This is a genomic window from Halocola ammonii, from assembly GCF_049334165.1.
Taxonomy (GTDB): domain Bacteria; phylum Bacteroidota; class Bacteroidia; order Flavobacteriales_D; family Sanyastnellaceae; genus JBEGHD01.
The window spans coordinates 267,631-287,941 of the sequence record NZ_JBEGHD010000002.1 but is presented as its reverse complement, the minus strand read 5'-3'; the positions used below and the strand labels follow the sequence as shown (position 1 = coordinate 287,941).

Sequence of the window (20,311 nt, the reverse complement as noted above, 5' to 3'; positions counted from 1 at the left end):
TTTTAAACCATTAAAGCAAGAGAAATATGAAACCTGGAAGTAAAGGATGGAAAAACTTTATGGCGAAGTTGTACGGAATTGGAGCAGCCGTTGTAATTATCGGAGCCCTTTTCAAAATTCAACACTGGCCATTTGCAAGTGCTTTCCTAATCGCGGGATTGGGAACTGAAGCAATCATCTTCTTCTTTTCTGCTTTTGAGCCACCACACGAAGAAGTAGATTGGACACTTGTTTACCCTGAATTGGCAACTGGCGAAAAGCACGAAGGTCAACGTCAGGTAGAAGCACAAGATGATGATCTTACAATCACTAGCCAGCTCGACAAGATGCTGGAACAAGCGAAGATAGAACCCGAATTACTGCAAAGTCTGGGAGACGGAATGCGCACATTGAGCACTCAAGCTGGAAAATTGAGTGAAATCTCTGACGCTTCTGTAGCCACAGAAGAGTACTCACAATCACTTCGCGGAGCTTCGGAAAAAGTGGGCGAACTGACTCACTCTTACGAAGAAGCGTCACGCTCACTTACCGGTCTTTCTTCAAATGCGGAAGCCGGATCAACAGCTGGAGATCACCTCCAAAAGATGAATCAAAATCTTTCTGAGCTCAACGGAATGTACGAATTGCAACTTCAGCAGCTCGAAGAGTCACGTCAGATGTACTCTGGAATGAACGAGCTGGTTAAAAACCTTCAGGATTCTGTTGAAGATACTAAGCAATACAAAGAGAACATCTCTGAGCTTGCCAGAAACCTCAAGTCTTTGAATACGGTTTACAACAACATGTTGAATGCAATGGGCGGTGGAAACAACCAGGCCTAAGCATTGTCCCGACAAATAAATTAAGTTGCTAATCTTTTAAAGATCAAGGAAAATGGCAGGAGGTAAAGAAACCCCAAGACAGAAGATGATCGGGATGATGTATTTGGTACTAACAGCCCTTTTGGCGCTGAACGTATCAAAAGAAATTCTCGATGCATTCATTCTGGTAGACAACGGCCTGCGGAAAACAGAACAAACACTGGACTCTAAGAACAGTGCTACCTGGGCCGACATGGAAGGGAAGAGAGCCGCTAACCCGGCTAAGGCAGCCCCATTCTATCAAGCTGCTGAAGATGTTAGAAACAGAGCTGATGACTTAATCTCATACATCGCTGAACTCAAGGCACGTACAATGGCTGTATCGCATAGTGGAGTAGATTACAAATACTTCATGACAGAAGATAGCTCTGCCGTGAGTTTGGACGCTGTGAATGATGAAGGAGATAAGTACGTGAAGAAGCCAGATGAAAATCAGGAAAACACTGCGATGCTGGTAGGTTCATCACCGAATCAACCAAAAGATTCCAGCGTGGCCTGGTCCGCATCAGAGCTTAAGATGAAGCTTGAAAACTTTCGCGATTATTTAAAGCAAATTAAGTTTCAAGAGGTGACAGGAAAAACCTGGAGCATGGCTGATCAAAAGGCCATCGTAACCAGTCTTGATAGCATTTTCAAATATGAAACGGTAAAAGAAGACGGAAAAGATGTTGCATGGCAAACAAAGAACTTCTATCACAGTCCACTGGCAGCGATTATTCCAATCATGACCAAGCTGCAAGTTGATGTGCAAAACGCCCAGGCTGATGTTGTTTCGGCTTTGCTTGCTGGTATTGAAGGTAAATCGTACAAGTTTACGACCCTGGAGCCTTTCGTAGTTCCTCAGTCGAGCTACATTATCAAAGGCGACACATTCAGAGCTCAGGTTCTGCTTGCCGCTTATGACGCGACTAACCCTCCTCAAATGTGGGTAAAGCAGAGACCGTGGGATGGTGAGGATTCTACAGACTGGAGCACTGATGATGTTTCTCAGGAAATGCAGTTGGATATCAACGAAAAAGGATTAGGTGAACTGAAAATCCCTACTTCTAGTTTGCCTACAGGTAAACATCAGTTTAAGGGTCTAATTTCATACGATGGCCCTACAGGCACTGAAACGTTCAACCTTTACGTGCCTGAAATGACTGTTGCTGAAGCTTCACTGGTTGTGTCACCTACTAAGATGAACGTTTTCTACCGTGGAGTTGAAAACCCTGTAGAAATCTCTGTTCCTGGAGTTGGTCCTGAAGCAATCGAAGCTACTTGCCCTGGTCACCGCCTCACGAAAAACCCTGACAACACTTATACAATGCGTCCGGGTGATTCGAATACAGCGAAGATCAGTGTGACAGCTGAGATGCCTGACGGGACTAAACAAAACATGGGTACAAAGGAATTCCGTGTGAAACGTATTCCTGATCCAGTTCCATCATTTGGACGTAAAACACCTTATGACAACACCATCGAGAAGGGAACCATGGTTGTTCAGCCTGGTGTACTTGCAGAAATGCAAAACTTCGACTTCGATGTTGACGTTAAGGTTGTTGAATTTAAAATGGTATTTATCCGTGACGGTCAAATCATTGAAAAAGTCTCTAAGAGCAACCGTGTAACGGAAGAAATGAAAGCAAACATGCAGCGTACTGGTCGAGGACAAAAGTTCTTTATCGAAGACATCAAGGTGAAAATGCCTGATGGCGAAGTGCGTAAAGTGGCTAACATTTCGCTCAAAGTCATATAAAATCAATTCATTATGAAAGCTATAATCACATTCGTTTCTGCTACTCTGCTTTCATTTGGGCTTGTCACTTCTGGTGCTGCTCAAACGGATGACGAGATGAATCAACCGCAACAAACAGTTTTGGATGGTGCTTACGTGAAAGAGCACAACCCGACCAAGCGTGTGATTCCCTACCCACACCTGCGCGAAGCAGATGTGATGTGGGCGAAACGCGTGTGGCAGATTATCGACTTGAGAGAAAAGATGAATCACCCTCTCTATTTCCCACTTGAGGAAATTGAAGATCGTAAAAGTCTTTTCCAGGTGATAGTCGATGAACTGAACAAAGGTTCCATTACTGCCTACAGCCTTGGGCCTACCGATGACGATGACGAATTTCGTTATCCGATGACCATGGAAATGGTAGATTCACTGCTCAACCCGGAAGTGACAAAGGTGATTCCAGACCTGGAAACAGGTGAGGACAAAACCATCACAACCACTGAGCCGGTTTCTTCAAGAACTATCACTCAGTTTCAGATCAAAGAAGACTGGATTTTCGACAAGCAGCGTTCTGAGCGTTACGTGAGAATTATCGGTATTGCTCCAATGAAAGAGGAGTACAATGATGATGGAACCAAAAGGGGTTATAAAACTCTTTTCTGGTTGTACTTCCCACAATGTCGTTACGTTTTTGCCAATCACTCCACTTTCAACAGAGATAACGATGCACAGCGCTTGACTTACGAAGATTTCTTCCAAAAACGTATGTTTGGTAGTTACATCATCAAAGAAGCCAACGTGTACGACAGAAGTATTCTTAGCTATGCAAAAGGTATCGATGCGCTCGTTGAAGCCAAGGAGATCAAGCAGGAGCTATTCATCATGGAGCACGACCTGTGGCATTATTAGGAGCTCGTATAGAATGACGGATTTCTTCGTTACGATTGATTTGAATTAAGCTTTCATAAAAATACATTGAGCGCCCGCGGCAAATTTGCCGCGGGCGTTTTTTATTCCATAACTCCCGCTATTTTTGCAGCATGATTACAGTAAATAATTTGAGCATCAGTTTTGGACCGGAACACCTGTTTCGCGACATCTCATTTTTTATCGGAAAGAAAGACCGCATCGGTCTGGTGGGGAAAAACGGTGCCGGTAAGTCCACCATGCTCAAAACCATTTACGGAATTCAGGAACCGACCTCCGGCTCAGTGAGCAAGCCTAAAGGAACTACTCTGGGCTATTTACCCCAAGAGATGAAACACAACGAGGGTAATACTGTCCTTGAAGAGGCAAAGCTCGCCTTCGCAGAGATTGAAAAGTTGGAAACTGAGATAGAAAAGCTCACTCAGGCACTGAACGATCGCGAAGACTATCAGTCCGATTCTTACGCTCAATTGATTGTAGACCTCAACGAAGCTAACGACCGGCTCACGATCATGGGAAGCTCGAAGGTGGAAGAAAACATCGAAAAGATCCTCACCGGCCTCGGTTTTGAATCGACCGACATGGATCGGCAAATGAATGAATTCAGTGGTGGCTGGAAAATGCGTGTGGAGCTGGCAAAAATTCTCCTTATCGCCCCGGACATTCTTCTTCTCGATGAGCCGACAAACCACCTCGACATTGAATCTATCGAATGGCTGGAGGGGTTTCTCGCTAACTACGATGGCGCCCTTCTGATGATTTCACACGACCGGATGTTTCTCGACAAGGTCACCAACCGTACGATCGAAATCTCAAACGGAAAAGTCTACGACTACAAGTTCTCGTACACGAAGTATATCAAGCAGAGAACTGAGGAACTCGAGCAGCAGCGCGAAGCGTACAAGAACCAGCAGAAGTACATCGAAGACACGCAGAAGTTGATCGATAAATTTCGGGCAAAAGCCAACAAGGCCGCCTTTGCTCAATCGTTAATCAAAAAGCTCGACAAACTCGATCGCATTGAGCTCGATGAATTCGACAACACGCAAATGAACATCTCCTTCCCTCCTGCTCCTCGCTCTGGGAAAGTTGTTTTGAAAGCGGAAGACCTGAAGAAATCTTTTGATGGCAAAACAGTTTTCCAAAACGTAGACCTCTCGATCGGGCGCCAGGAGAAAGTGGCCCTGGTGGGTAAAAACGGAGCTGGTAAAACAACGCTCAGTCGAATCATCAAAGGCGAGCTCGATCCAGACTCTGGATCGATCGAGCTAGGCCACAACGTGAAAGTCGGTTACTACGCGCAAAACCAGTCCGAACAGCTCGATGAAAAAAAGACAGTTTTCGAAACTATAGACGACATTGCCGAAGGAGAAATCCGCAAGCAAATACGCGCAATGCTGGGAGCGTTCCTCTTTTCCGGAGAAGATGCCGACAAAAAAGTCAGTGTTCTTTCAGGTGGTGAGAAAGCGCGTCTGGCACTTTGCAAATTGATGCTCGAACCAAAGAACTTTCTCATCCTCGATGAGCCTACCAACCACCTGGACCTGAAATCGAAAGAAGTGCTAAAAAACGCGCTCATCAGATTTGATGGAACTTTACTCGTGGTATCTCACGACAGGGATTTTCTTCATGAACTGACTACCGCCATCTACGAAGTGAAGAAAGACGGATTGCGCCAGTATCTCGGAGATATCTTTGACTTCCTCAAAGATAAAAAAGCGGAATCGATTGCCGAGTTTGAGGTGGACAGAGAAAAGAAAAAACAGCAGAAAGCCGAGGCGAAAAAACCCAAAGAAACACAGCAACAGTTTAGCTACGAAGAGCGAAAAGATCTGCAAAAGAAGAAGCGCAAGCTTCAAAACACAGTGACTAAGTGCGAGCGTGAAATTGAAAAGTGCGAGGAGCGAATTGCCGAGCTCGACAAAGAACTGCTCAACGTAGACTTTAGCAATCCGGAGGAGTCGCAAGCAAAACTTGATGAGTACGCCCAACTCAAAAAGAAAGTCGAGGACCTGATGAAAGAGTGGGAAAACGCAGAACTTGAGCTAGATGGACTGCCTGTTCCAGACTAATCCTTTCTACTGGAAACGTAAACCCTCCATTTTTCAAGCACTTTTTCAAATCCTTCGGGAAGCTCAGAGTCAAAAGCCATCCACTCTCCTGTTTTTGGATGAGTGAATCCAATTGTCTTGGCGTGCAATGCCTGACCAGTGAGCAATCCAAAGCAGTTTTGGATAAACTGCCTGTACTTTGAAAAAGTTGTTCCCTTCAAAATCTTGTCACCTCCATAAGTGGCATCGTTGAAAAGCGGGTGACCGATGTGTTTCATGTGCGCCCTGATTTGGTGTGTGCGACCGGTTTCAAGCTTGCATTCTACCAAAGTGACATAGCCAAAGCTTTCAATTGGCTTGTAGTGTGTGACAGCGTGTTTCCCGTACTCGCCCTCTTCAAAAACAGTCATCACTTTTCTGTTTTGAAGCGAACGGCCAATGTGCCCTTCTATGGTTCCCGGCTCGGTGACATCGCCCCAAACGAGCGCCCAATATTTTCTCTCGGTTTTACGATCGAAAAACTGTTTCGAAAGATTAGTGAGTGCCTCCTCGGTCTTGGCCATCACCATCAGTCCGCTGGTATTTTTGTCGAGCCGATGGACGAGTCCAGGTCGGTTGACTCCGTGTTGTTCGTTTTCCGGAAGATTCTCAAAATGATGGATCAGCCCGTTTACCAACGTACCCGTGAAGTTTCCATAACCCGGATGCACCACCATGTCGTCAGACTTATTAAGGACAATCACTGTATCGTCTTCATAAACAATGTTGAGAGGAATATCCTCGGGAAGCAACTCGATTTCTCGAACAGGATAAGGTAATTCCACAGTGATCACATCTTCCGGTTTCACTTTGTAATTCGGCTTCACTACTTCACCGTTCACCTTGATGTAGCCAGATTTGGCCGCGTCCTGAAGCTTGTTTCTGGAAGTATTCGCAATTCGATCGTTCAGAAATCTATCGATACGCATCGCTTGCTGACCGGGGTCTGCAACAATCTTGTGGTGTTCGAAAAGCTCATTATCATGCTCCTCTTCAGAATCAAATCTCTCTTCCAAATCGTTCTTACTGTTTGATGATTTTCTTGAAAATCGCTTTACCGCTATCCTGATCTACCATTCGAACGATGTACATTCCTGCCGGTAGTTCCGTCAGGTTCAATTGCGTTGTGGCGGATGAAACAGTCTTTCTGATCCATTGCTTTCCGGTGATGTCGACCACCGAAACTTCCACTTGTCGATCGCCTTCAAGCGCCAGATTCAACAGGCCGGTTGTTGGGTTCGGATAAACCGCCACTTGCTCTTCTGAAAGCTCTTCTACACTATTCCAAACTTCGGATTTTCCAGATTTAAAAACAGGACGAAGCATAATCGTCCCCGAAGCTGTGGATTGCTGCCAGTCGCCCTGTGCGCCCAGCGTGTAGAAAAGTCGCTCTACGTTTTGGGCTGTATTTCTGTCGTTACCAATGTTGTATGACTCAGCTGCGTCTTGTACCCAACCCACGTAGATCGTTCCATCCACGGGAATCGGATCATCGTACTCGAAATAATCGAAAATATTATGACCGAGGTTGAAATACTGAGGGCTGTTGAAACCGAAGTTTTCTCCTAATTCCTCTCCAGGAACTCCACCTCCATCGCCCCAGGCTCTTAGGAGAAATGTCCTGTCTGAGTTATCGAGACGGAAAGGGATAAAATGAATAAACAAACCGAGCAAGGTGTCCGGTGACTGCACCTCGAATTGCATGGCAACCTTCCCTCCTGCAGAAGTCACTCCGTAAGCACCTTCGGCAGTTCCGTCATCGTAGGCGTAGTAGTTGGTGAAGTCCTGCACAAACCGGATTGTGTCGTTGTTTCGGTTCGCATCGTTCGACTCGTTCAGGTAAAACTCCACATCGAAATAAGCACAAGTGTCGTTCACCGTGTCATCATAGACAAAGTTGTATGGATCTTCCTTGATCTCCACATCTACCGGGAGAATGGAGTTTGCCTCAAAAGCCGTAATCACGTTGCTATTGGGAACATCAGTGAAACTGCCCTGATAGCCCACTCGAAAGCCATAGCTCACGTTGTTGTTCTCATTTTCGAGGTTGGCCATAAACACCTGGCGAGAGTTGGCCATGTAAGCTTCAGGGTTTTGAATAAAATGCGGCCAGGGCATTGCTGAGTAGCCGTCCAAAAGAGTAAACTCATCGTAGACAAAAGCCACGTCCACGAGTTCGGCATTTCCCGGAGTTGCTCCCTGATCTACTACCACGTAATCAATGTGCCACTGGTCGACAGCTCCACTAATCGTGGCGTAGTTTCTAAAGCGAAACTGAAACCCATCACTCAGATTCAACGCTTGATTTATGTGAATGAAAACGCGTTCGAAAGGAGCCGACTGATTGTCCTCAGGTCCTGACACTGACCAAACCGGATTCCACGATCCTCCGCCACTTCCATCGGGCGAAAGAAACTCGAGAACAAGTGAGTCTTGAGGGTCTGGCGCATTTCCTAAACCTGCCGGCTGGTAAAAGAAAGACAGGTAAACACTGTCGGAAGCAGCGTAAGGTTCGAGATTAATCGGGCAGGAAGTGAGCGTATCGGCTGGGCCGTAAGCAAACTCATTAGCAAAATCGTAAGGGTAACCAGTGGAGTCGAGCCCATCGAGAGTAGCTACACCAACTGTGGGTGGCTCTATCGGAAAATCGTTGTTGATGAAAGCGCTGTTGTCTTCCCAGCGCTGGTAAGTTTCTGGAATATCAGGATCGTTGGTCGAGAGCGAATAACGCGAAAAGTCGTCTACAAACGGAAGCTGAAAGCTTGCTCCAGATCTTGCCTGGCGTGGTTCAAATTCTCTTTCCTGCAAATGCCTTTGAATAACCTGCGGATTGCTGGTTAGCGGTGACTCAACTTCACCCTGGGCAAATAGATCAAATGTGGATAGTGATAAAACGAGTGTGAATGAGAGAATAAGTCTAGTCATGGTGTTGTAGTATTTGCTTCATCGTCAGGCATCCCCATCTGTCCCTGGCTCGATAGTGAATCCGAATCGAGCGATTTCGTGGTAAGCCAAACGTCAACCGGACTGCCGATTCGCAGTTCTTCATCGCCCGATCCTTCGGGATGCTGATCGTAGATTTTTGCGTTGAGCGAATCTTCTTTCGTTTCAATGTCCTGATCGAAGAATGGAAAACCGAGAGTGAGCGAATTGTCCGCTAACACTTTTTCGGCACTGTCGAGAGAAAGGCCAAACAACCGAGGCACAGAAACTTTTTGATTTCCGCGTTCTCCAAGTACCAGTGTGATTTTGTCACCTCTTCGAATCTTCGTCCCAGTTTCCACCTCTTTCCCCTCGTACTTCATTCCGAGTACGCAGTTGTTGCAAACTCCTGGCTTATACTCCGTGGTGTACTCAATGCCATCGATGTTCAACTTGGTTTGTGCAATGCGAAAAGACTCTCCAATTTTCACCTTCAACTCCTTCATTGGCTGGCGCATGGCGTTCACCGTAAGGTAAATGCTTCGGTCTTCTTTCACCTGTGCCGATGGAGGCGGCAACTGCTCGAGTACTGTTCCTCGTGCACCTTCGTTGTAAACGGAGTCGATGATTTCGTAATTGAGCGTGGTGTTGGCAAGTGCACCTTCGATGTCTTCGATTTTCATTCCTCGCAAGTCGGGAACCTCAACCGACTCACCGTGGTCGGTGTAGGAGTTCAGATAGAGATTGGCTCCTAAAACCACAACAGCCACAAAAACAATGGCGAAAAGCAGGTTTTTCAAAAAAACCTTACTGAAGATAAAACGGATAATTTTCATTTTTCATCGAGGTTACCCAGAGAATCCGGCTTGCAAAAGCATTGCTCCAGCATTCTCTTAACGACATTGCTTCAAAAATATTAGTCAAAATTTTTACGGACTACGGATTTAATCCCGTTGGTTTTTAACCTATCCTTTTTCACACATCTATCGACTCTCTTTTGACCTGGCTCATAAACCGCGCTCGAGAATCGGCCAACGCGCGAATGCCGGTTGTCGAGCGGAGTCGAGACACGAGAAAGGCAATTTGATTTGTAACTACTTAGCCATTTTTTCGCCAATGGCATTATCATAAATCTTACGTGCATCGTCAATGTAGCCGTAGTGCTCCTCATCGACCCACATTTTGCCTTTTGTCACGTGTCCGAGAAGTGTCATCGTCACACCGGCTTCGGTCACCATGTCAATAAAGTTGTCTTCGTAATCTTCCACCACAGTCACTACAATTCGGCTCTGTGACTCGCCAAAGAGGAAAGCGTCTTCTCTCAGCTCCGAGTCAGTAACGATGTCGAAACCAAGACCTCGAGGAAGTCCCATTTCCACCAACGTGGTGAAAAGTCCACCATCAGATACATCGTGCGCTGCGTTGATGTAGTTGTTTTTAATCAGATCTTTCACACACTGCTGAAGTGTAAATTCTTCATCGAGGTCGAAATATGGTGCGGGAGTGTTTTCAATTCCGTGGATGCTAGACAAGTACTCAGAGGCGTTGATGTCGTCTCTGGCTTCGCCCAAAAGGAAAATCAAATCGCCTTTGTATTTAAAATCGAGTGTTGTGTGCAGTGACTTGTCCTGAAGCAGCCCGAGCATTCCGATGGTCGGAGTTGGGAAAACCGGTTTTGGCTTTCCGTCTTTGCCTTGCGACTGGTTGTAGAAACTCACGTTACCGCCCGTCACAGGAGTTTGGAATTTTTTGCAGGCTGCGCTCATCCCTTTGATGGCTCCTACAAACTGCCAGTACACTTCCGGATTGTAAGGATTCCCAAAGTTGAGGCAGTTGGTGATGGCAGATGGCTCACCGCCACTGCAAACGATGTTTCTTGCAGCTTCGGCAACGGCAATTGCAGTTCCTTTTTCAGGATCGCAGTTCACGTAGCGCGCATTGCAATCCACCGTGAGAGCAAGTGCTTTGTTGGTTCCTTTCAGATTCACGATTCCCGCGTCAGATGGCGAGTTGGTAGTCATAGTGGCTGTTCCCACCATGCTGTCGTATTGTTCCCAAATCCAGCGCTTTGAAGCTAGGTTAGGATTAGCGAGCATTTTTCTGGCTACCACAACAAGATCGTCTGGCTCTTCCACCTGGTCGATGCTGAATTTCTGACCTTCTTTGTAATAAGCCGGCTCGGTATATTCCCTTTCGTAAACAGGAGCTCCTCCGCCTAGCACAAGCGACTCGGCAGGAATGTCGGCTACGAGTTCTTCACCCATAAAGTAGCGGACCTGGCCAGAGTCTGTCACCACTCCAATTTCTTCTGCGTTGAGATCCCACTTGTCGAAGATTCGCTTTACAACGTCTTCTTTTCCTTTTTTCACCACCACGAGCATTCTCTCCTGCGACTCGCTGAGGAGAATTTCGAAAGGCTTCATGTCGTCCTGACGGAGCGGCACGCGATCGAGGAAAATGTCCATCCCCACTTCTCCGGCAGCGCTCATCTCAGAGCTGGAGCAGGTGATTCCCGCAGCTCCCATGTCTTGCATCCCAACAACAGCGTCCGTTTCGGCAAGCTCGAGAGTAGCTTCCAAAAGTAGTTTTTCCTGAAAAGGGTCTCCTACCTGAACGCTTGGAAGGTCGCTGGCAGAGTCTTCGGTAATGTCTTTGGAAGCAAAGCTCGCTCCCTGGATTCCGTCTTTTCCGGTGGCTGAACCAACGATGTAAACCGGGTTGCCAACACCACTTGCTGTGGCCGAAATCATTTTGTCGGTTTCCATGATTCCCGCGCTCATGGCGTTCACCAGTGGATTAGTTTCGTAGCAGTCGTTGAAGAACACCTCACCGCCAACTACCGGAATTCCAAAGGCGTTTCCGTAATCGCCAATTCCTTTGGTGACTCCTTCGAGCAGCCATTTCGTGCGGTCGTTGTCGAGGCTTCCAAAACGGAGCGAGTTCAACTGCGCTACCGGGCGGGCGCCCATGGTAAAGATGTCGCGGTTGATTCCGCCAACACCCGTTGCCGCTCCCTGGTAAGGCTCGATAGCCGAAGGGTGGTTGTGACTTTCAATTTTAAATGCACAGGCAAGTCCATCGCCAATATCTACCAAACCGGCATTTTCTTCTCCGGCCTCCACGAGCATGTGAGGACCTTCCTTGGGAAGTGTCTTCAACCATTTGATGGAGTTTTTGTAGGAGCAGTGTTCGCTCCACATCACGGAGTAGATGCACATTTCGGTGAAAGTGGGAGTGCGTCCCAAAACTTCTTTGATTTTATCGAACTCTTCGGGCAAAAGGCCCATTTCCTGAGCTTGTTCCAAAGTGGCCAATTCTTGCGTGGTTGCTTGTGACATAGAAATTTATTTGTCCTGTTTTACGGTGCCACAAAAGTAGGAATATTGCCCGGTTTGGCGAAGGGTAAATTTGGAGAGAAATTGAACTGGCTTAGTTACCGTTTTGACCAATGCAGAAGCCATGAGTTTTGTTTGTTATCTTTGACTCTATGGGCCAAGTTAAGCGCATACTAGAAGGAATCACTGATTATTTTCTTGTACATGTAGTTTTAGTCCTTTCCGTAAACTTTACGGCCTCCATTCTTTACTTGATTGAATATGGCTGGTCAAGCTCTATCTCTGAAATTATGGGACAGGTTGCGAAAAATAACCTTGCCATAATTGTGCTTCTTTCAATTTATGTAGTCTACCCTTTGCTGTGGGCATTTCTCTATGCCTACTTGTACCAGATGGTGAAAATCAGAAGGGTTGTGACATTCACTCTCGCCTCATTTGCACTTGGGTTGATCCTTACTACCGCTTTCATTGGCTTCGATATGTTTTTCAATTTCCGATACGGGGCTTTTCCATTCGTTTTGGGATTTTTTATTGCTCCTTTAGTTTATTTCGGTTTGAAGGAGAAAATCCTTAGTGCTAGGAAAGACAGAAGCTTTGTCTAAACGCATTTTGTTAGATTTGGATTTGCAATGAGGCACGCGTTGAGAATACGCGCCAGCTTGGGGCATCAACTTCTAACCAGACTATGAAAGAAAAAACAATAACTACGGTACTGTGGATTGTATATGGGTTTGTCTTAATACAAGCTTGCGATTCGGTTATTTACTCCATAACTCAGATCGCCTTAATAGGTCATCTTGCTCTTGGCGTCTCTTATGGCTTGATGAATTTCACGATGCCTTTGATGATCATAGTTTTTTACTTACTGACGACAAGCTTTTTGCTGAAGAAAGCCCGTCAAATTAGTGATCGTATTTCTCCAGTTGTGTTTTTAGTAACTATTGCCATTTTCGCTCTTGCCAGATTTGGCAGAAGTTTCCTTTGGGATTTCTCTCGGCCTGCTGATTACGGTTATCCTGAGAGCTTATCGGCAGAGTCTAATTTTCTAGAAATATATGGCAATTTGCACGTGATACAGAGTATTTCATTGTGGACTTCAATCATCCTGGTAGCTATGGTTAGTTACAGAAAACTAAAAAAGCTCGATGCATAGTAACCTTACCAAGCTTTAACTTGACCTTATGCGCAAACTGTACTACGTCATTTCGGGAATCTTCCTTGGATTAACGCCATTTCTAGTGTCCTCAATAATTGCTATCGCCTTTTACGCCTCATTTCCAAACTGGATAGGGATTGCCATTTGTTGCGTACTGGCCGTTATATCTGGGTGGATAGGAGTAAAAATTTTTAAAAGGACTCAAATAACAGGCCCCATTGAGGTCATGACCGTTATTCGTGCTTCACCCGACCTGGACAATCTTAAGCAAGAACCAGGCAGCGAGACTAAAAGAAGAGATCCTAAAGAACTCGCAGAACTGATATCCAGAAATGAAAACCTGCTGAGAGGTGGCGCTTTTAGAATTTATGGTGACTGGTTTGGTGAACCTTACGACAATTTCCACGAGTTTGAGTCTGCTCAGTTTTCTCCTGGCTCCAACCTCCTGACACTAAACTTTAGGGATGGTGAAAAACTGGAGATTTACCAGCCGAGCATCATTTTCGAGGCTCGTACATTTTTAAAGATTCAGAACGCAAAGAGAATCAGGTTGAGCTTTTTAAACTATAACCCCGAGCAGAACAAAGAGATCCCCTACTATCTGGACTATCAAAAGGAAGAGAACAAAATTGTTACGGACACCAATGTAGATTGGTACAAACCTGTTTTTTACACCTCGCTCGGAGATCCAGCGTTGATGATTTATGGGTAAGGCCATAATTTGAAGTCACCTTCAATTTAATTCAACCAAAAATGAAAAAACCAAAACGAACAACTCTTTTAATCTCGCTCCTCGGTGCGTACTCTCTCATCATGACTGGACTTTTCATCAGGCAATACTGGATTCACGAAAGACAGAGTTTCGACAAGAATTATAAGCACTCATGGAACTTAGACGGAACAGTGCTTAGCATGAGAAATAAAGAAACGAACAAGTTGAACACTGTCTACTATGACGAAAACTTCGACTACAACTATGAACGAGCGGAGTATTATGCGGATGATCACCTCGTTGCAAAAGCGTTTGACTACGATGAAAATGGTGTTTTCGAAAAGATCACTTACTTCGACCTGAATTCAGAATACATCGGGTTCGATCAGGATATTGACAGTGATCAGATTTACGAGTATTCACTGATGATAATGGAAAACAACGATTCCCTGTACCTATTCGACACGAATAATAATTTCCGAATCGACTCACTTAGTTTTCTGGAGAGTGACCGCTAAAACGCCTAAGCAACAGTTCCTTCTTAAAAAAAAGTTCAACCCTAGATGAATGTTACGCATCAAAACAATTGAAATCAGCAATCGAAATGAAGGGGAGATCGAACGAGCGATCAGGAACTATTCATTAAAAAGACATACCCCTCCAGACTTTATCCGCTCTTACACTTACATTCCAAGAGAAAATAAATACTTCCTGGCTAAGGAGTCAGAGGATATGATTGAATTCACTCGAATTCGATTGCCTTTAGAAATGTTCCTTCCGAAAGTGATCGTTTTTGTCTCTAAGGAAAACTGGAAAAGATTGCAGATCTATTTAGGAGTTTTTACGAGTTCAATTCTCGTACTTCTCCTTTTGACTTTCATTCTTAACTTGTACTACTGGATATTTTTAGGCGAAAACAGGTTGGAAATTACTCTAGGTGTTTCTCTATTACTTGGCTTCATTTATCTGTTAACTATCATTCAGGTTAAACTGACTCTCAAGAGCCTGAAGAAAGCTCTGTCGATTTCTAAGAAAGTGGAGAATTAAGGATTTTGATTTTTAAACGATCTGCATCGATTTGAAATCCAGGATTGAAAAAAGGTTTAGTTCAATCCTTTATCTTTCAAGTTCAGAACACTTCCCCTTGCGGAACTAAACTTTTTCATCTGCCGAGACTTGTATATTAAAGGAACTCACCTGCTTCGGCAGAGGAGAAACAAAATCATCTTCAGACCAAAAAAACTATTGCCATGAAAGAAGAAATACAGAAATTCGAATTCCCGGAACTGGAAAGAAATATTGATCCGGCAGATCAGGTTACTTCACTGGTGGCATCGGGCATTCTGCTCTTTGCCACCGCTGCCAAAGGCGGATTTTGGAAGGGACTTGCAGGAAGTTATCTTCTGTTTCGCGGAGCCACGGGGCATTGCCCAATTTCCAAAGCCATAGAACAAAGTGAGTTTTTCAAACCGTATATCGCCAGTATCCGCACTTCGGTGACAGTCAATAGGCCGCGCAAGGAGGTTTACGAATTTTGGCGCAACCTCGAGAACCTACCACTTTTCATGAAGCACCTGGATAGTGTAAAGCAAGTGGACAAGAAAACATCTGAATGGAAAGCCCGTCTGCCCAGGGGAGTGGGAGCAGTCTCCTGGAAAAGCGAGATTGTAGACGATGACAAAAACGTCCGCATCGGCTGGCATTCACTTCCCGGATCGACCATCGAAAATATCGGCAACGTTCATTTTACCGATGCCGGAAAAAACGCAACAGAAGTGACCGCGTTCATTTCATACCATGCACCGGGAGGAAAAATCGGAGGAAAGTTAGCTCAACTTTTCAACCCGGCTTTTGAAGAAATGGTGAAAGAAGACATCAAGAACTTCAAGGTATTTATGGAGACCGGTGAGATTCCCATCACCAACGGACAGCTGTAGAGCAACAGCTAATCAATGGGGAAACCAAAATCCGCAGCATGTTCTCTTTCCGTTCACTGCGAGATGATTTGCATTCTGCGGTAAGAGGTGAAGGGATTTGAAATCCCGGATTGGAAGTAAGGATTAATTCTTTAAAAGCGGACCTTGAGTAGTGTTTATTTGTTTCAGGTTTCACGAACAAATCAGAAAAACTCGTTTGGGAATTGGTATACTTGAAGATTAAAACGAGGCAACATTGGTTGTTTGCAAATACTACGAAACGCCTGCCAAACCCTAAAAAAGATGGTCATAAAATCAATCTTTCAGATAATCGCCATAGCGGCCATTCTCTTATCTGTTGATGTAAATGCACAAAATATCGCTGAATCAAACTGGAAAGGAAAGTGCATCGAAAACAAGCAAACAGACTTAAATGCAGTAGACACTTTCAGCTCATCGCTCGAACTGACTATTCAGATTAATACGATCAAAAATGGTAAAGAATCTACAGCTATTGATTTTAGGCATTCAGAAAGAATAAGAAAAGAATCCTCACTAATCGAAATTGATGAGAATCATGCAATTAAAATCTCGATAGCCAGAGTTGTGGATTATGGACTTAAGAAGTACATATATAAATTAACATTCTTTGAAAAGGATGAATGCTGGCGTGAGATGTCTTTATTCACTCAGTGGGCAGAATTTTCCCCAGGAGTAATCTCAACAGGTCATTCCGTAGGAAGTACGGGATCTGAGGACTTCTATGGCTTCGAAGGCCAGATAAGAATTAAATAGGATAACGAAAGTGAAAATGCTTCTAATCAAATGAAGCATCCAACTCCGATCCTCAACAGTTCTTCACTTCTGCTCCGCAGCGACTTGCAATCCTGCGGAATAAATTAGAGGGATTTGCAATCCCGATTTGGTTTCTGAAAAGAATCAATTCCAAAGTAAAGCTGAGTTAAGCCACTTTCCTTAAACTAACTAAAACTCTGAGGGATGAGTGAAATACTACCGCCTTCTTTTGCGTTCACCAGGCACCACGACTAAAATATTTATCAATGAAAGCTATTCTTCTCACGGTACTTTTCGGAATTTTCTGTTTGGCAGTCAGTTCCCAGACAGAGCCGACAAAGCCCAAAGCATTTGACAACACGAACAGCGTGCAAGCTGAACTTTTTGGTCACGGTTTATTCTACTCCGCTTCTTTCGAAAAAATCATTTTAAACGGTCAACGTATTAAGACTTCTGCTCAGTTGGGAGCAGCCGTTTATCCTTCCAGTATTGACATCCGCGGAAATTTTTGGGCACCCGTTCTTCTGAATGAAATTATTTCCTTCGGCAACCACCACGCGGAAATCGGAGGTGGATTTCTTCTCATAAATGAACCTGTCACCTCTCCAACCATCCGGGAATCTGATTCAAAAGAATGGAATCCTATGGCTACAGCTAGAATTGGATATCGCTATCAAAAACCAGACGGACGATGGATTTTCAGACTGGCTTTCACTCCAATTATTGAAGAGTGGCGCACCGACATGATCCATCCTTCAGGTGGGGTTGCAGTTGGGTATGCATTTTAAAAGCTCTCCATTCGCAGTATCTTTTCTAGTCGCTGGCTCCGCAGCTATTTACAATGCTGCGGTCCGAAATGGAGGGATTTGCAGTCTAAACTTGAAAGCAAGTTCTAGATCATTCTAAATAACGAATCATTGATATTTCTTTGTTTCAAACTTCACATAGGATATGAATCTGCTCGTAGAAGAATATTCATTCCGCGCTCATTTTTAACGTACACAACTCTGTGCGCTCATATTCATTCATGCCCACCCCTTTTTTACGTATATTGCACTCATAATTCTCGAGCATGGATAATAGCGCCCATTTTTCACATAGAACACTGGTTTTTCATGGAAGATCAGTTCCGGAAAAAGGAAAAGTTGTTGGGTATGCTGCAATCATTAATAAGCTCAACCTTCAAATGCCAATGGCTATTCCAATGGCGTTGGTCTGTGACCAAAACAAAAACTACACAACCAGAGAATGGCTAATTCTCCCTAAAAGCTACTCGCCAGAGGATAATCAAAAGCTAGACGAAATAGAAGCACTTTTTAAGCATTTGGTTTTCGCCCTTAAATACGAGGGAATAAATCTATTACTTTTTAAATTCTTGTGCCGCCATTACTCCACCGAACAGTTGACCCGATTAGCTAGCATCGAACCGACCGGACAATACAGCAGGCGAATCTGGTTTATCATAGAATGGCTCACCAACAAGCATTTAAAAGGAAAAAAAGACCTGACCAAAAAAAGCTATGTAGCACTCGTTGACGCGAATCAACAATTTGCAGTTGAAGGCGAAAAATCCCCCCGACACCTTATCATCAATAATCTTCCTGGAACTCGTGATTTTTGCCCTCTGATTAAAAAGACAGATAAGCTTAAGAATTATATCGAAGCTAACCTGTCTACGCGAACGAATGACTATTTAAAAGGAACCAGAAAAGACATTCTCCAAAGAGCATCAGCCTTTTTGTTACTGAAAGATTCGAGGGCATCATTTTCCATTGAAGGAGAAAGCCCCAAAAGTAAGCGCGCAGCCCGGTGGGGAAAAGCCATCGGCCAGGCAGGGACCAGAGAACTAACCGAAGACGAACTAATCAGGCTACAACAAATAGTCATTGAGAACTCCAGGTTTGTAGAAATGGGCTTTCGCAAAAAAGGTGGGTTTGTAGGTGAGCATGATCGAATAACGGGCGAACCTGTTCCTGAACACATTTCAGCAAAATGGCAAGACTTGTCAAAACTCATCCCTGGCCTACTTGAGACCAATATGAAACTCATTAATAGTGAGATAGATGCTGTCATAGCTGCCACAATTATTGCTTTTGGTTTTGTCTTCATACATCCATTCGAAGATGGAAATGGCAGAATTCATCGATATCTCATTCATCATATTCTCGCCAAAAAGCAATTTTCTCAGCAAGGATTGATCTTTCCGGTTTCCGCATCAATTTTGGATCATATTGATGATTACCGAAAAGTGTTGGAAAATTATTCCCACTCGCTCTTAGACTTTATTGATTGGATTGAGACTGATGATCACAATGTAAGCGTGCTCAATGATACAATCGATTATTACCGATATTGTGATTACACAGCCCAGGCAGAATTCTTATACGACTGTGTGCTGGATACTATTGAAAGTATTATCCCATCAGAACTGTCCTACCTTACTCAATATGACGAATTCAAGCAAGCTATGGACGAAAAATTTGAGATGCCTGACAGGCTAGTTGCTTTGTTGTTGAGATTTCTGGAGCAGAATGATGGGCTTATGTCAAAAAGAGCAAAAAGCAAAGAGTTTGCGGAGCTCTCGGATAAAGAGGTGAGAACAATCGAAAAGCTTTATGAGCAAGTTTTTCGATAAAGCTACAATCCGACTCTTACGACAACGAGCCTCTCCCCCTAATTCTTTCCCGTACCTTGCGCTCGATTTTAAAGCGCATCTATCTTGAAAGACTTCAAAAAATTGGGCATCAGCCCGGGCTTTGTTAAAGGGCTCACAGAAATGAACATCGTTGAGCCAACCGACATTCAGTCGAAAGTGATTCCGGTGTTGATGTCGGGGCCGACCGACATCGTGGCTCAGGCTCAAACTGGCACGGGAAAAACAGCGGCTTACGGCCTTCCTCTTCTCGAGCAAATGGATGCGGAAAACGATTCGGTTCAGGGACTCATCCTCTGTCCTACTCGGGAGTTGGCGAAGCAAGTTGCCAAGCAGCTGTTTAAATTCACCAAGTACTCCGACAAGATTTTCGCTGAAGCCGTGTATGGCGGAGAGTACATCGATCGCCAAATGGTGGCCCTGCAAAGACCAACACAGATCGTGGTGGCTACGCCTGGCCGATTGATAGATTTGGTGAATCGTAAAGCTGTAGACCTTCGCAAGGTGAAAACCGTGGTGCTTGATGAAGCAGACGAAATGCTGAGCATGGGGTTCAAAGACGAACTGAATGAGATTTTGAGCTTTCTGCCTGCCGTTAAAAGCAAGTGGTTGTTTTCAGCGACTATCCCTCAAGGCATTCAGCAAATTATAAAGAGACACCTCTCTCCCGATGCCAAAAGAATTGAGGTGAGCCAAAAGGATGTGGTCAACAAAAACATCACTCACCAATACGAGGTATGCGTTGACGAAGATGACAAACTTCAAGCGCTGCAACAATTCCTGAATTCCGAGGGCGAAAACCGCGGGGTTATCTTTTGCAAAACAAAGTCGGCCACGAAAAGGCTTGCGGAAGAACTGATCGATAATAACATCGCCACAGATGCCATCCACGGTGACCTGCTTCAGAAAGAACGCGACAAGGTGATGCGAGCGTTTAAGAATGAAACACTGCGCGTGCTGGTAGCAACTGATGTGGCAGCTCGCGGCATCGATATTTCGGATCTGAGCTTTGTCGCTCACTTCCAACTTCCCGAAAATGACGAATACTACACTCACCGCAGCGGACGAACAGCCAGAGCAGGTAAGGAAGGAATCTCTCGCTGTTTCGTTACTGATCAGGAAGTGCAGACACTTAGAAATTATGAGAGGTCTCTTGGGATCAAGTTCCGCCAAGTGAATTAACGAGAGCCTTCCTTATTCAATAAGTTTTTCTACAACACTCAGC

17 protein-coding genes are annotated in these 20,311 nt (G+C 44.7%); 13 read left to right on the top strand and 4 right to left on the bottom strand.

What is annotated here, in order from left to right:
* The first annotated feature begins 59 nt into the window (after window positions 1-59).
* The 4 genes from porL to ABHV44_RS03465 all read left to right on the top strand — a co-directional run bounded on the left by porL (window position 60) and on the right by ABHV44_RS03465 (window position 5,579).
* Window positions 60-821 carry a type IX secretion system motor protein PorL/GldL gene (porL, locus tag ABHV44_RS03480; protein ID WP_459073259.1) on the top strand — a complete coding sequence of 254 codons (762 nt, stop codon included), beginning with the start codon at window positions 60-62 and terminating at the stop codon, window positions 819-821.
* A gap of 52 nt (window positions 822-873) precedes the next feature.
* On the top strand, window positions 874-2,598 hold the full coding sequence (porM, locus tag ABHV44_RS03475; RefSeq protein WP_459073258.1) for a type IX secretion system motor protein PorM/GldM: 1,725 nt from the start codon (window positions 874-876) through the stop codon (window positions 2,596-2,598).
* A 12-nt stretch (window positions 2,599-2,610) separates the two neighbouring features.
* Window positions 2,611-3,489 carry a type IX secretion system ring subunit PorN/GldN gene (porN, locus tag ABHV44_RS03470; protein WP_459073257.1) on the top strand — a complete coding sequence of 293 codons (879 nt, stop codon included), beginning with the start codon at window positions 2,611-2,613 and terminating at the stop codon, window positions 3,487-3,489.
* Window positions 3,490-3,620: 131 nt separating this feature from the next.
* Window positions 3,621-5,579 (top strand): ABC-F family ATP-binding cassette domain-containing protein, encoded by a 1,959-nt coding sequence (locus ABHV44_RS03465; protein WP_459073256.1) that lies wholly within the window; start codon window positions 3,621-3,623, stop codon window positions 5,577-5,579.
* On the opposite strand, the gene ABHV44_RS03460 is transcribed toward ABHV44_RS03465, so the two are convergent.
* From ABHV44_RS03460 to purL, 4 genes are all read right to left on the bottom strand, one after another.
* Window positions 5,576-6,613 carry an RluA family pseudouridine synthase gene (locus ABHV44_RS03460; protein WP_459073255.1) on the bottom strand — a complete coding sequence of 346 codons (1,038 nt, stop codon included), beginning with the start codon at window positions 6,611-6,613 and terminating at the stop codon, window positions 5,576-5,578. The two genes, ABHV44_RS03465 and ABHV44_RS03460, sit on opposite strands and share 4 nt — an antisense overlap.
* 7 nt (window positions 6,614-6,620) lie before the next feature.
* Window positions 6,621-8,522, bottom strand: coding sequence for a T9SS type A sorting domain-containing protein (locus tag ABHV44_RS03455; RefSeq protein ID WP_459073254.1), 1,902 nt, complete (start codon window positions 8,520-8,522; stop codon window positions 6,621-6,623).
* A complete protein-coding gene (locus ABHV44_RS03450) occupies window positions 8,519-9,355 on the bottom strand; it encodes a PASTA domain-containing protein (RefSeq protein WP_459073253.1) in 837 nt (278 codons plus the stop codon). The genes ABHV44_RS03455 and ABHV44_RS03450 overlap by 4 nt, the downstream gene beginning before the upstream one ends.
* A gap of 258 nt (window positions 9,356-9,613) precedes the next feature.
* On the bottom strand, window positions 9,614-11,857 hold the full coding sequence (gene purL / locus ABHV44_RS03445; RefSeq protein ID WP_459073252.1) for a phosphoribosylformylglycinamidine synthase subunit PurL: 2,244 nt from the start codon (window positions 11,855-11,857) through the stop codon (window positions 9,614-9,616).
* Window positions 11,858-12,539: 682 nt separating this feature from the next.
* Between purL and ABHV44_RS03440 the strand changes: the two genes are divergently transcribed.
* From ABHV44_RS03440 to ABHV44_RS03400, 9 genes are all read left to right on the top strand, one after another.
* Complete coding sequence (locus ABHV44_RS03440; protein WP_459073251.1) at window positions 12,540-13,007, top strand: hypothetical protein; 468 nt, start codon at window positions 12,540-12,542, stop codon at window positions 13,005-13,007.
* A gap of 28 nt (window positions 13,008-13,035) precedes the next feature.
* Window positions 13,036-13,722, top strand: coding sequence for a hypothetical protein (locus tag ABHV44_RS03435; protein ID WP_459073250.1), 687 nt, complete (start codon window positions 13,036-13,038; stop codon window positions 13,720-13,722).
* Window positions 13,723-13,763: 41 nt separating this feature from the next.
* On the top strand, window positions 13,764-14,240 hold the full coding sequence (locus ABHV44_RS03430; protein WP_459073249.1) for a hypothetical protein: 477 nt from the start codon (window positions 13,764-13,766) through the stop codon (window positions 14,238-14,240).
* Window positions 14,241-14,289: 49 nt separating this feature from the next.
* Window positions 14,290-14,769 (top strand): hypothetical protein, encoded by a 480-nt coding sequence (locus ABHV44_RS03425; protein ID WP_459073248.1) that lies wholly within the window; start codon window positions 14,290-14,292, stop codon window positions 14,767-14,769.
* A gap of 203 nt (window positions 14,770-14,972) precedes the next feature.
* Entirely contained in the window at window positions 14,973-15,659 is a 687-nt protein-coding gene (locus tag ABHV44_RS03420; RefSeq protein ID WP_459073247.1) for an SRPBCC family protein, read from the top strand.
* Window positions 15,660-15,941: 282 nt separating this feature from the next.
* Entirely contained in the window at window positions 15,942-16,433 is a 492-nt protein-coding gene (locus ABHV44_RS03415; protein ID WP_459073246.1) for a hypothetical protein, read from the top strand.
* 266 nt (window positions 16,434-16,699) lie between these two features.
* The gene (locus ABHV44_RS03410; protein WP_459073245.1) at window positions 16,700-17,221 is read left to right on the top strand and encodes a hypothetical protein; all 522 of its coding nucleotides are present in this window, start codon (window positions 16,700-16,702) and stop codon (window positions 17,219-17,221) included.
* A gap of 284 nt (window positions 17,222-17,505) precedes the next feature.
* Entirely contained in the window at window positions 17,506-19,068 is a 1,563-nt protein-coding gene (locus tag ABHV44_RS03405; protein WP_459073244.1) for a Fic family protein, read from the top strand.
* Between the two features lie 84 nt (window positions 19,069-19,152).
* Window positions 19,153-20,268: a DEAD/DEAH box helicase gene (locus ABHV44_RS03400; RefSeq protein WP_459073243.1), complete on the top strand. Its 1,116-nt coding sequence runs from the start codon at window positions 19,153-19,155 to the stop codon at window positions 20,266-20,268.
* Window positions 20,269-20,311: the final 43 nt, after the last annotated feature.